Source organism: Cupriavidus sp. CuC1 (assembly GCF_044627735.1).
Lineage (GTDB): Bacteria > Pseudomonadota > Gammaproteobacteria > Burkholderiales > Burkholderiaceae > Cupriavidus > Cupriavidus ulmosensis.
This window is the reverse complement of record NZ_JBIUHC010000229.1, coordinates 1-12,279: the sequence shown is the minus strand read 5'-3', so window position 1 is coordinate 12,279 and position 12,279 is coordinate 1. Positions and strand designations below refer to the sequence as shown.

At 68.7% G+C, this 12,279-nt stretch carries 9 protein-coding genes; 2 read left to right on the top strand and 7 right to left on the bottom strand.

The genetic code is table 11. The annotated features are described in order from the left end of the window. Positions 1 to 378 precede the first annotated feature (378 nt). From ACGLHR_RS47690 to ACGLHR_RS47660, 7 genes are all read right to left on the bottom strand, one after another. A complete protein-coding gene (locus ACGLHR_RS47690) occupies positions 379 to 1,389 on the bottom strand; it encodes a diguanylate cyclase (protein WP_400102728.1) in 1,011 nt (336 codons plus the stop codon). A gap of 110 nt (positions 1,390 to 1,499) precedes the next feature. After that, positions 1,500 to 2,522, bottom strand: a complete 1,023-nt coding sequence (locus tag ACGLHR_RS47685) for a chemotaxis response regulator protein-glutamate methylesterase (protein ID WP_400102727.1) — start codon at positions 2,520 to 2,522, stop codon at positions 1,500 to 1,502. Then, positions 2,519 to 4,888 (bottom strand): hybrid sensor histidine kinase/response regulator, encoded by a 2,370-nt coding sequence (locus ACGLHR_RS47680; protein WP_400102726.1) that lies wholly within the window; start codon positions 4,886 to 4,888, stop codon positions 2,519 to 2,521. Before ACGLHR_RS47680 ends, ACGLHR_RS47685 begins: the two co-directional genes overlap by 4 nt. After that, positions 4,885 to 5,574 carry a chemotaxis protein CheW gene (locus ACGLHR_RS47675; RefSeq protein WP_400102730.1) on the bottom strand — a complete coding sequence of 230 codons (690 nt, stop codon included), beginning with the start codon at positions 5,572 to 5,574 and terminating at the stop codon, positions 4,885 to 4,887. The genes ACGLHR_RS47680 and ACGLHR_RS47675 overlap by 4 nt, the downstream gene beginning before the upstream one ends. A gap of 43 nt (positions 5,575 to 5,617) precedes the next feature. Then, complete coding sequence (locus tag ACGLHR_RS47670) at positions 5,618 to 6,949, bottom strand: CheR family methyltransferase (protein WP_400102725.1); 1,332 nt, start codon at positions 6,947 to 6,949, stop codon at positions 5,618 to 5,620. Further along, on the bottom strand, positions 6,946 to 7,434 hold the full coding sequence (locus tag ACGLHR_RS47665) for a chemotaxis protein CheW (RefSeq protein WP_400102724.1): 489 nt from the start codon (positions 7,432 to 7,434) through the stop codon (positions 6,946 to 6,948). Before ACGLHR_RS47665 ends, ACGLHR_RS47670 begins: the two co-directional genes overlap by 4 nt. 25 nt (positions 7,435 to 7,459) lie before the next feature. Continuing rightward, positions 7,460 to 9,076, bottom strand: coding sequence for a methyl-accepting chemotaxis protein (locus ACGLHR_RS47660; protein ID WP_400102723.1), 1,617 nt, complete (start codon positions 9,074 to 9,076; stop codon positions 7,460 to 7,462). A gap of 290 nt (positions 9,077 to 9,366) precedes the next feature. Between ACGLHR_RS47660 and ACGLHR_RS47655 the strand changes: the two genes are divergently transcribed. Beyond that, positions 9,367 to 10,698, top strand: coding sequence for a putative bifunctional diguanylate cyclase/phosphodiesterase (locus tag ACGLHR_RS47655; protein WP_400102729.1), 1,332 nt, complete (start codon positions 9,367 to 9,369; stop codon positions 10,696 to 10,698). Positions 10,699 to 10,991: 293 nt separating this feature from the next. Next, the coding region (locus tag ACGLHR_RS47650; RefSeq protein WP_400102722.1) for a DUF6600 domain-containing protein at positions 10,992 to 12,279 on the top strand (1,288 nt) is incomplete at its 3' end.

Genomic DNA, 12,279 nt, shown 5'->3' with positions numbered 1-12,279 from the left:
GAGAAGGGAGAAGGGAGAAGGGAGAAGGGAGAAGGGAGAAGGGAGAAGGGAGAAGGGAGAAGGGAGAAGGGAGAAGGAACCAAACCTGCCATCCGGTCCGGCCGTGATTCCCGCCCGTCAGGCGGGAATCACCCAAGCGCGATGCGAAGCGAGCCGTCAAGGTGTGCCAAGGCCGTATGGGGCGCCCGAGGGGGTGTCGCCCCATCCGGCGCGCCTTTTTTGCCTACTTTTTTGGCAAGACAAAAAAGTAGGTCGCCGCCCCGCAGGGGTGGTGAAACCGCAGTTGCCTTTGACCTTGAAGTTAAGCAGTTGAAGCTGACTTTGCAGTTGCAGTTGCAGTTGCAGTTGCATGAGCACTTGCAGCCCCAACCCAAATCCTCAAGAACTCATAACAACCTGATTCCTCCCATTCCTCTTAGCCTGATAAAGCCCCGCATCAGCAATCTCCACAATCCGGCTAAAAGGCACATCCGCCCCAGGCACGATCGCCGTCCCCCCAATGCTGACAGTCACATGCTGCCCCACCGGCGACCCGCTATGCGGCACCTGCAGGGACTCGATCGCGCGCCTGACCTTCTCTGCCAGCAGCCGCGCCCCACCTGGCGAGGTGGCGGGCAGGATCATGGCGAACTCCTCGCCGCCGAAGCGCGCCGGCAGGTCCGCCGGGCGCGCGCAGTTCTCGCGGATCACGCCGGCCACGCGGCGCAGCACCTCGTCCCCGGCCACGTGGCCGTAGGTGTCGTTGTAAGCCTTGAACGCGTCCACGTCGATCATCAGCAGCGCCAGCTGGCTTTGCTCGCGATTGGCGCGTTTCCATTCGGCCCCGAGGTATTCGTCGAAATAACGCCGGTTGGACAGCCCGGTCAGCCCGTCCGAGTTGGTCAGCCGCTGCAGCTCCAGGTTGGTCTCGAGCAACTGCTGCTGGCTCTGGCGCAGCGCGCGGTAGGCTTCGTCGCGCTGCTGCAGGTTGAGGTAGGAGCGCGAGTGATAGCGGATGCGCGCTACCAGCTCGATGGTGTCGGGCAGTTTCACCAGGTAATCGTTCGCGCCGGCGGCGAAGGCCGCGCTCTTCATCAGCGGGTCTTCCTTGGTGGAGAGCACGATGATGGGGATATCGCGCGTCGCCGGGTTGGCGCGGTAGCGGCGCACCAGCGTCAGGCCGTCGATGCCGGGCATCACCAGGTCCTGCAGGATGACCGTGGGACGGGTGCGTTCGGCCACGGCAACGGCTTCGTCAGGCTTCGCGCAATAGTGAAAATCGATATCCTGTTCGGGTTCGAGCTCGCGCCGTACCGCTTCGCCTACCATGGCCTGGTCGTCCACCAGCAGCACCATGGCCAGGTAATCACCCGGGCGCTGGGTGGCTTTGGGGTGTGTATCTATAGACATTCTCTTCCTCGTGCTCTCCGACCTGGAGACGCTAACAAAATGATCCTGGCGTGGCGGCGTAGGCGCGCGCGGCCAGGTTTGCGTCGTTTCATGTTGTTAGCGCCTCTGTGCTATCCCTGGTCGTTGATGGCATTGCATGCCCGCACGACGCGGGCGGCGATCTGCTGCAAAGGCAGGATTTCGCTGGCGGCCCCGATGGCGGCGGCAGCCTTGGGCATCCCATAGACGGCACTGCTGGCCTGGTCCTGGGCGATGGTCAGATAGCCGCGCTCGCGCATGGCCTTGAGGCCCAGCGCGCCGTCGCGGCCCATGCCGGTGAGCAGCACGCCCACCGCGTCACCACGCCAGTGCTGCGCCACGGTCTCGAAGAACACATCGATCGACGGCCGATACAGGTAATCGCTCGGCTCTTCGGTATAGATCATGCGGGAGGCGCTGACCAGGCGCAGGTGGTCGTTGGTGCCTGCCAGCAGCACGGTGCCCGGCTGCGGCCCCTCGCCCTCGCGGGCGAGGCGCACATGCAGCGCGCACTGCGCGTCCAGCCAGTCGGCCATGCCGGCCGCGAAGGCCTCGTCCACGTGCTGGACCGCGACCACGGCGGCGGCGAACCCGGCCGGCAGGCTGCCCAGCACGGTGGCCAGCGCGGCAGGGCCGCCGGCCGACGCGCCCAGCGCGACAAGGCGCTCGGCGCTGGGCTTGCGCTTTTGCGGCGCGGCCGCGCGCGCGGGTCCGGCGCGGCCCTCCAGCATGCGGCCGATATTGCGGATCTTGCGCAGCAGGGGACCACTTGCCAGTTGCGAATCCGGCTGGGCCAAGGTGGGCGTATCCACGGCGTCGATGGCGCCTTGCCCCATGGCATCGAAGACCTGGCTGGCGTTGCGGCCAAGGTCCATGGTCACCACCACGATGGCGCACGGCGTGGCGGCCATGATGCGGCGTGTTGCCTCGACGCCGTCCATCACCGGCATCAGCAGGTCCATCAGGATCAGGTCGGGCGTGCGCGCGGCGGCCATGCGCACGGCGCTCTCGCCGTCCTCGGCCACCCATGCGACCTCCAGCATGGGATCGAGGGCGATGACGCGCCGCAGGGCGACCACGGCCAGGTGGGAGTCGTTGACGATGCCGATCTTCATGCGCGTGCTTCTCCAATCAGGTCTTGCACCGCATCGAGCAACGCGGCGTCCTGGAAGCTGCCCTTGGCCAGATAATAGTCCGCCCCGGCCTGCAGGCCGCGCTGGCGATCCTGCTCCCGGTCCTTGTAGGAGACCACCATCACGGGCAGGTGCATCAGGCGGGCCTCGCGCTTGATGCGGCTGACCAGCTCGATGCCGTCCATGCGCGGCATGTCGATGTCGGTGATGACCAGGTCGAAGGATTCCGCGCGCAGCACGTTCCAGGCATCCATGCCGTCCACCGCCACCGTGACGTCATAGCCGCGGTTGGACAGCAGCTTGCGCTCCAGCTCGCGCACCGTGAGCGAATCGTCCACCACCAGCACCCGCTTGCGCCGTACCGGGGCTGCCTCCACGCCGCGGCGGATGCGGTCGATCTTGCCCCCCGACAGCAGCTTTTCCACCGAGCGGACCATATCCTCCACGTCGAAGATGAGCACCGGCGTGCCATCCTCGGTGAGGCTGCCGGCGGCGATGTCCTTGATCTTGCCCAGGCTTGCCACCAGGGGCTGCACCACCAGGATGCGCTCGCCCAGCAGACGGTCCACCGCCACGCCGTAGGTGCGTTCGTGATCGCCCACCACCACCACCGGCACGGTGTCCTCGTCGCGCCGGGTCTCCGCCTGCTGCAGGACCTGCGCCGCGCTCACCAGCCCGACCTGGCGCTCGCCAAAGCGGAAGTGCTGGCGGTTTTCCAGCTGCTCGATGTTGCCGCGCTCCAGGTGGATGGCCCGCATGACGTAGGCCAGCGGGAAGGCATAGGCCTCGCCGGATACCTCCACCAGCAAGGCGCGCACCACCGACAGGGTAAGCGGCAACTCCAGGTGGAACTGCATGCCGCGCCCGCTTTCCTGCGTCAGCCGGATGCTGCCGCGCACCTGGCGGATCATGTCCTGCACGGCGTCGAGCCCGACGCCGCGCCCGGACACTTCGCTGACGGTTTCGCGCATGCTGAAGCCGGGCAGCAGCAGGAAGTCGAGCAGCTCGGCCTGCGACAGCCTGGCGACGGTTTCCTCGGGCACCAGCTTGCGCCGCACGATGGCGGCGCGCAGGGCGTCGAGGTCCACGCCGGCGCCGTCGTCGGCAATCACGATCATCAGCCGGCCGGCGTTGTGGCGCGCGTTCAGCGTGATGCGGCCTTCGACCGGCTTGCCGGCGGCACGGCGCGCCTGCGGCATCTCGATGCCGTGGTCCACCGCATTGCGCAGCAGGTGCGCCAGCGGCGCTTCAAGCTGCTCCAGGATGTCGCGGTCGACCTTGGTGCTCTCGCCGACCAGTTCAAGGTGCACTGCCTTGCCCAGCGAGCGTCCCAGGTCGCGCACCATGCGCGTGTAGCCGGTGAGGCCGTCGGCGAGGGGGCGCATGCGGCTGGCCAGCGCCCGGTCATAGAGCTGGTGCGATAGCTGGCCGGTGCGGTGGTCGTACTGCTCCAGCTCCGTGACCCGTTGCGACAGCTGCTGGTGGCTCTCGCCCAGCAGGCGCTGCGCTTCTCCCAGCGCGGCATGGGCGGCGGGGTCGGCCGCGCTGGCCGCGAGCGCTACCTGCAGTGTGTCGAGTGCCTGCAGCGCGCGCATTTGTACGCGCCGGGTTTGCTGCAGGGCGTTGCCGAAGGGCTTGAGCCAGTGCGTCTCCACCATCGCCGCGCCCGACAGCGCCAGCAACTGGTCGAGCGTATCGGCGCTGACGCGCAGCATGCGCTCCTGGGCTTCCGGCGCGCGGGGGGCTTCGCCCGGCGCGAACGTGGCAGGTGCCGTGGCTGCATCGGCGCCGTGCGCGGGGTTGGCAGGGATCGGTTCGGCCACGGGGCTGCCGGGTGGCGCCGGGCGGATGGCTTCAGTCGCTGCGGACCCGGACGCGTTGGCTGGCGTTGCCGCCGCTGGAGCATGTCCCGGGGTCCAGGCGTCGGAGTCCACCTCCTCGCCGGCTAGCAGCGCGCCCATGCGAAGCACCAGCGCATCGACCTCGGCCTTGCCGGCCTGGTCGGCCCAGTCCAGGTCGCCGCCGGGCGGGCAGCCCAGCCGCAGCAGCAGGTCGGTGCCATGCAGCAGGGTGTCGATATGCACGGGCCGCAGCAGTAGCGCGCCGCGCTGGGCTGCCACCAGGCAGTCTTCCATCACATGGGCCACGCGCACGCCGCCATCCAGGCCGACGATGCGCGCGGCGCCCTTGAGCGAATGGGCGGCGCGCATGCACGCCTCGAGCTGCTCCGCCGCGGCGGGGTCGCGCTCCAGCGCCAGCAGGCCGGCATTGAGGACTTCGGCCTGCGATTGCGCCTCTAGCGCGAACAGCTCGAGCAGCGAGGCGTCGCGCAACTGGTCGGGGTTCATGCCAGGCTCCGCTTCAAGGCTTGTTGCAGCAGGCCCGGGTCGAGCAAGCCCACCGTGCGTGCGTTGCTTTTCAGCAGCGCCCGGGTGTAATGCGCCGAGGCGCGCGACAGGGTGGTCGGCAAAGGCTGCAGGTCGGCTTCGGCGATCCGCTCGATGCCGGTGACTTCATCCACAGGCAGCGCGATGGCGGTGCGGCCCTGGCCCAGCACCAGCAGGCGGGCGCCGTGCCCGGCGCTGCCTTTGGCATTGGCGGCGGCGTTGGACGCGGCGCCGGCGGCTGGGTCCTGCCCGAGCAGCCGTGCCAGCGAGATGCATACCAGCAGGTTGCCGCGCACGCTGGCCAGGCCCAGTACCGCGGCGTGGCGGCGGTGCGGCAGCGAGTGCACGGGGCAGGGCGCGGTGACCAGCGCCAGCGCGCCCGCGGGCAGCGCCAGCCATTCGTCGCCGATGCGGAACACCAGGCAAGACATGACGGGCCCGCGCGCGGCGGCATTGGCATGGACAGCGTGACCGTCCGGCAAGCTGGCTTCGCCGGTGGGCAGATTGTCGAGCAGCGTGAGCGCCGCGCGCGAATAGGTTGGGCAGTTGCGGCAATGGATGTGCTCGGCCAGCAGCGGACAGCTGCCATCGCCCAGCACACCGATGCGGCGCCAGCAATCGTCGACGGCGACCGTGACAGTGCCCATGGCGGGCGGCAGGCCATGCGCGGCCAGGGGATGCGATGCGGGCTCAGCCATGACGGATCGGGGTCTTGCGTTGTGCGCGGTTTCTCAGGCGGGCCGCGGCCGCGCCGTCGCCTTGCGCCTCCAGGATGGCGGCCATATGGTAGAGCGCCTCCTGGTGAGCCGGGTCGAGGTAAAGCGCGCGGCGATAGGACTCGCGCGCGTCGGCGAGGCGGCCGGTGGCGTCGTAGAGCACACCCAGCAGGCAGTAGGCTGAGGCCGACGGGCCCTGCGCATCCAGGTGCGCCATGCAGGCCGCTACCGCGGCGGCCAGTTCGCCGCGATCGGCGAGCCGGGAGATCCTGGACAGCGCGTCGGCGCTGGCCTTGGCCCGCTCGGCCGCCTTGTCGGGCTTGGGGGTACCGGGTGCCGGTGCCAAGGGCGCCAGCACGCCGGCGGAGCGCGCTTCGCCGCGTGCGGCCAGCGGCCTCGGGAGCCGCTGCGGCCACGGACGTGGGGCGGCCCGGGCCGCAGCGCTCAGGTGCGTCGGGTAGAGCGGCATTGCCGGATTGGCGCTGCCCGCCTGGTGCGCGCTGCGCCGGGTAAAGGCAAAGGCGAGCGGCACGCCCGCCGAGACAAAGCCGTGCCGCGTCAGCAGGCTGGCCTCGGCCGGGCCGACAAAGAGCGTGGCATCCGGTCGGCTCAGCCGTTCCAGCATCTTCAGCGAACGGTGCTGGGTCGGCGGATCGAAATAGATCAGGAGGTTGCGGCAGAACACAAAATGGTAGGGCGGCTCATTGGCCATCAGCCCCGGATCGAGCAGGTTGCCGCGCAGCAGCCGCACCTTGCCGCGCACGCTGGCCTTGAGGGCGTAGCCACCCGTGCAGTCGGTGAAATGCCGGTCGCGGAAATCCAGTGGGGCGCCCCGGAAGGAGTTGTTGCCGTATTGCCCGATGCGCGCGCGTTCCAGCGCGCGGGCGCTGACGTCCACGGCATCGACCTGGAAGCGGTGCTCCGGCACACCGGCGTCCAGCAGCGCCATGACGATCGAATAGGGCTCCTCGCCGGTCGAGCAGGGCACGCTGAGGATGCGCAATGGCCCGGCGTCGTCGTGCGCGGGCTCGTTGCCGAAGACCCGCATGGCGGCAAAGCGGCCGAGCGCCAGCAGCGCCTCGCGATGGCGGAAGAACCAGGTCTCGGGGACCACCACGGCTTCGATCAGCGACTGCAACTCGTCCGGGTGCGAGTGCAACAGGTTCCAGTAGGCGTGATGGTCGGGCACCGCGGCCCCTGCCAGGCGCTCGCGCAACGCGCGCTCGATCATGCCGGGGCCGACGGTGGCGGCATCCAGGCCGATGCGCTCCTTGAGCAGCGCTTCGATATGGGCGGCGGTGGTCATGGCCCTGGCGCGGCGGCTTCAGCCGCCGGCAGTTCGGGGAAGAGCTTTGCGTGCACGTCGTCGGGCAGCAGGGCATCGACCTTGATCCACTGCACCAGCCCCTGGCCGCCGCTGCGCACAGGCCCCAGGTAGCGTGCCGGGGCGCTGTCCACGCCGCTGTCGACAAATTCGGCGGGCTCGCAGCGCAGGGTTTCGGTGGCGTACTCCAGCCGCAGCCCGAGCAGGCGCGCGGGCGCCGCCGCGTGCCGGCGGTAATGCACTAATACGGTGCGTGTGCTGGTCCGGCGGGCGACCGGCGTGCCGACGGCCAGCGCATTGACGTCGATGACCGGCACCACCTGGCCATCCCGCGCCAGCAGTCCGCTGACCCAGGCCGGCGCCTCGGGCAGGTGCTTGAGCGTGGTCAGCGGCAGCACTTCGACGATCTCGTTCGCGTCCAGCGCGTAGTGGTCGGCCCGGATGCGAAAGAGCAGGAAGAGTTTCATGGGGTGGCGTGAGTGCCCGGCGAGCTCAAACCTTGAAGCGTGACACGCCGGTGCGCAGGTCGTTGGCGACCAGCGTCAGCTCGTCGATCGCCTGGCTGGACTGGCGCAGGGATTCCACCGTCTGCTGGGCTGCCTCGGACAACTGCATCAGGGCCTGGTTGATCTGTTCCGCGCCGCCGGCCTGGGCTTGCATGCCCTCGTTGACCATCTGCACGCGCGGCGCCAGCGACTGCACCTGGCCGATGATCTGGGAGAGCTGGTCGCCCACCTGGGTCACCTCCGACATGCCGCGCCGCACTTCCTCGGAGAACTTGTCCATGCCCATCACGCCCGCCGCCACCGCGGACTGGATCTCGCGCACCATCTGCTCGATGTCGTAGGTGGCAACCGCGGTCTGGTCCGCCAGGCGGCGGATCTCCGTTGCGACCACCGAGAAGCCGCGCCCATACTCGCCCGCCTTCTCGGCTTCGATGGCCGCGTTCAGCGACAGCAGGTTGGTCTGGTCCGCGACCTTGGCGATGGTGGTGACCACCTGGTTGATATTGCCCGCCTTTTCGTTCAGGGTGGCCAGCTTGGCATTGACCGAGCCGGCGGCCTCCATCACATGGTGCATGGTGGCCTCCATGCGCGACAAGCTTGCCTGGCCGGTGCCGGCCAGGCCGGCGGTCTGCTCGGCGGCGCCTGAGACTTCGGTCATGGTCCGGACCAGGTCGCACGAGGTGGCGGAGATCTCGCGCGAGGTGGCGCCGATCTCGGTGGTGGTGGCCGCCGTTTCGGTGGCGGTGGCCTGCTGCTGGCGCGCGGTGGCGGCGATCTCGTTGACCGAGGTCGTGACCTGGATGGCCGAGCGCTGGGCCTGTCCGACCAGCGTGGTGAGGTCGCCGGTCATCTGGTTGAAGCCCTGCTCGACTTCCAGGAACTCATCCTTGCGGTTCAGCGCCAGGTGCTGTCGAAAGTCGCCGCCGCGCATGTTGGCGAGCTGCTTGACGATCGAGCGCATCGGCACCGTAATGGAGCGGAACAGCAGGTAGCCGGCCACCAGCGACTCCAGGAGGGCGGCGATCAGGGAGACCTCGATGCTGATCTTGGCCGTTTGCACCGCCTTGTTGATGCTGCTGGCGCCGTCCTCGGCCACTTTGTTGTTATCTTCCAACAGTGTTTGCACGGCCGCGCGGCCTTCGGTCCAGGCTGCGTGGACTGGTCCGCGCAGCTTGGCCTCGGCGGCGGCGACCTCCGGGCCGGTCGCCGCGAACAGCGACGCCGAAAGCTCGTCATAGTGCCGGCGCAGCTCCCGGTATTTCTCGAAGCGCTCGCGATCGTCGGCGCGCCGGATCGATTCGGCGTACTTTGCCTCCAGGCCGTCCAGCCGCTTGTGCAAGGCCATGTTGGCCTCGGCGTATTGCCGGCGCTCGGCGTCATTGGCCGCGGTCGCGCTCTGCCAGGCCAGCACATAGGTCTCGCCCCAGGCGCCGCGCATCGCGGTGCTGTAGTAGAGTCCCGGGAGCGCGTCGTCGCGCAGCGCATCCGCATGGGTCTGGATGGCCGACTGGCGGTCATAGGCGACCACCGCCGTGAGTAAAATGACCGCCAGGATGAGGGCAAAACTTGCCAGGATGCGCGTGCGGATGGTCCAGTGGGTCAAGGTGCGGTTTCCCGTTGCTTATTCTTGTCGGAAGGCGCCCCATCGCCGGCCGGGCGCGGCGGCATTGGCGCGTGGGCGCGGGCCGGGCGTGAGCGGCCAGTTTATAGCGGCGTAGGGTACTGTAAGGCCCCGGCCATTTCAATGGCGCCCGCGCGGGGTTATGGGATTCACCGCGTTGCAACATGCTGCCGCAACATATCGTTTAACTTGGCTTGATTTTTTCCTGGTTTTAGTCACACTTGCCAAATAGACAGATCGGACCGATGTCGATAATCACAAACAGGGCAGGCATGGTGGCCAGGTCAGAGGCGAAGGCCGGCGCCCCGCCGAATGCGGACATTGATCCGCTGACGGGCGTAGCGTCGCGCCAGGCATTCTTGAACACGCTGGAAGGCCGCCTGCGTACGGAGGCTTCCCCGCGCTGCGCGCTATTGCTGCTCGGCATCGACGATTTCCGCGCGTTCAACGACATGCATGGCCATGCCGAGGGCGATGAGATCCTGCGCCGGGTAGCCCGCCGCCTGCGCGACGCCTCGCCGCGCGACGCCGTCCTGGGGCGGGTCGGCGGCGACGAGTTCGCCGTCTTGCTGCCTTCCATTGCCGATCCCACCCTGGTGCGCCACGTCAGCGCCGCCATCCTTTCGCTGCAGACCGAGCCCCACGAGTACGGCAACCGGCGCCATCACGTGCTGGCCAGCCTGGGCGCCTGCGTGATGCCGGCCGGCGGCGACAATGCCTCCGATGCCCTGGCCTCGGCCAGCCTGGCTCTCGGCCGGGCCAAGCGCGACGGCGGCCGCACCATCCGCTTCTTCAAGCCGCAGATGCGCACCGACGTGACGACCCGCCTGTCGCTGGTGCAAGCGCTGCGGGACGCTTACGCGCAGCGCCAGTTCGAGCTGCTGTACCAGCCTCAGATCGACCTGCGCGATGGCCGGGTGGTTGGCGCCGAGGCACTGATGCGCTGGCGCCATCCCACCCAGGGTCTGCTGACGCCGGCCAGCTTCATCGATGCGCTGGCCGCCAGCAGCGTGGCGGCGGACGTCGGCGTCTGGCTGCTGCACACCGCTTGCGCCCAGGCGCGCATGTGGTCGCTCGGGTTTGCCGATGCGCCGCGGGTGGCCATCAACCTGTTTGCCGCGCAGCTCAGCGAGAGCCGGCTGCTGACCGAAGTCCGTCATGTGCTGCGCGAGCTGGCACTGGCGCCGGAGCGGCTGGAGCTGGAGATCACCGAGACCATCGCCTTGCAGCAGGGCGACGAGTTTTCCGGGCAGTTGCAGACCCTGCGCCGCGATGGCGTGACCCTGACCTGCGACGATTTCGGCACCGGCTACGCCTCGCTCAGCTTCCTCAAGTCCTTCCCGGTGGACCGCATCAAGATCGACCAGTCGTTTATCCGCAATGTCACGCAGAACCCGGTCGACGCCGCCATCGTGCGCGCCATGGTAAACGTCGGTGGCAGCCTGGGCATCGGCGTGGTGGCCGAGGGCGTGGAAACCGTCGAGCAGCGGGATTTCCTTTCCGAGAACGGCTGCCACGAGGTGCAGGGCTACCTGTATGGCAGGCCCATGTCCCCCGACAAGTTCACCGAGTTCCTGCAGCAGTCCCAGTCCGCCGCCCGCTAAGCCGGGCCGCCCGTGCCTTTCCCCTCGCACGAGCGTGCGGCGCCGATGCGCAATTGTTTCCAGCTTTGTCCTGAATAAGCCGGCCCGCCGTGGCCCCCGTGCGGGCCGGGGCCACGGCGGGCGGCGCGCAGCCAGATCGTGCCTTCCCGGCGCAGCCGCGGCGGGGAATCAGGGAAATATGTGCTTACAAAGTCAAGTGCGCCAGTCCGGCGGCCCAGCGTTATCGGAAGTATGGTGACAACAGGGGCGGCAGGAGTTGGCCCGCGCGCCTATTTCGACCAAGAGGTATCCACATGTTCCCTGACCGCAAGCTTGGCCCGCGTGCGCGCTTCCTGTTCCTGGCCGCCAGCCTCGTTTTAGTCACTTGGCAACTGCCAGCGCTGGCGCAGTCCGCCGATCCCTCCGACCGCATTGCCACCGTGACCGATGCCGCCGGCAACCTGAGCTTTGTCCCCGCAGGGTCCGACGACTGGGCGCGGGCCGCGCTGAACCGGCCGATCACCACCGGCGACCGCCTTTGGGTCGACAACGGCGGGCGGGCCGAGCTGCACGCCGGCTCCACGGCGATCCGGCTAGGCAGCGGCACCGCCGTGACCGTGCTCAATCTCGATGACAGTGCCACCCAGGTCAAGCTGACCCAGGGCACGCTGCAACTACGCGTGCGCGCGCTGCCGCCCGACCAGCCGGTCGAGATCGATACGCCCAACCTGGCCTTCGTGCCGCGCGAGCCCGGCGACTACCGGCTGGACGTGGCGCCCGACGGCAGCTCCACGGTCGTCACCATGCACCACGGCTCGGCCACGCTGTATGGCGACAACCGCTCGCTGGAAATGCGGCGCGGCGAGCAAGTGCGCTTCGGCGGCACCGATCTGGCCGAGGCCGGCAGCGCCACCAACCCGCCCATGGACGGCTTCGATCGCTGGACCATGGCGCGCGACGCGCGGGAGGACCGCTCGCCGTCCGCCCGCTACGTGGCGCCTGAAATGACTGGGTATGCCGCACTGGACGACTACGGCGACTGGCAGGAAGACCCCGGCTATGGCGCGGTATGGTTCCCGCGCGTGGTGGCCGCGGACTGGGTGCCTTACAGCGCCGGCTATTGGGCCTGGGTGGCGCCGTGGGGATGGAGCTGGTGCGACGATGCGCCCTGGGGCTTTGCCCCGTCCCACTATGGCCGCTGGGCGCGCATTGGCAACCGTTGGGGCTGGATGCCAGGCCCGAGGTCGGTGCAGCCGGTCTACGCCCCCGCGCTGGTGGGATTCATAGATGGAGGCCACTGGCGCGACCATGACCACGACCGCGGCCACGACCGAGGCAATGGCCCGGGCGTCGCGTGGTATCCGCTGGGGCCGCGCGAGGCTTATCGCCCGGTCTATGGCGCCAGCCCGGCTTATGTCAATCGCATCAACCACTTCACCGTCAACAACGAGGTGATCAATAACCATGTCCGGAACACGTACATCAACCGGGACGTGCCGGGAGCGATCACCGGCATGCCGGCGCGCGCCTTCGTGCAGGGCCAGCGCGTGCCGCCCGGCGCGCGCGGCGTGGCTTGGCGCAACCTGCCGCGGGGCGAGGCCA